The sequence below is a fragment of the Leifsonia sp. HAY1-4F genome (genome assembly GCF_056755275.1).
The window spans coordinates 1-233 of sequence record NZ_JBNDHX010000673.1; the positions used below are offsets into that span (position 1 = coordinate 1).

At 70.4% G+C, this 233-nt stretch carries 1 protein-coding gene; it reads left to right on the plus strand.

Annotated elements, in window-relative coordinates:
* Positions 1 to 192: hypothetical protein (locus tag ACPYOG_RS20935; protein ID WP_481295968.1), on the plus strand; the 192-nt coding region annotated here is incomplete at its 5' end.
* Between the last annotated feature and the right edge of the window lie 41 nt (positions 193 to 233).

Sequence of the window (233 nt, forward strand, 5' to 3'; positions counted from 1 at the left end):
GTGTATAAGAGACAGGGCCTCGACGCCGACCCTGGCGCCTGCGTCGAAGAGGGAGAGCCGTGTGCCGCCGGGGCCGGCGTCGACCTCCGGTCGGAGCGCGACCGCCCCGGGGCAAGCCAATCGGCCCCCGGCGCCGCAGAAGCCGTGACCTGTCTCTTATACACATCTCCGAGCCCACGAGACACTCGCTAATATAGGGGGGGGTGGGTTGGGTGTGGGAGGGGGGGGGGGGG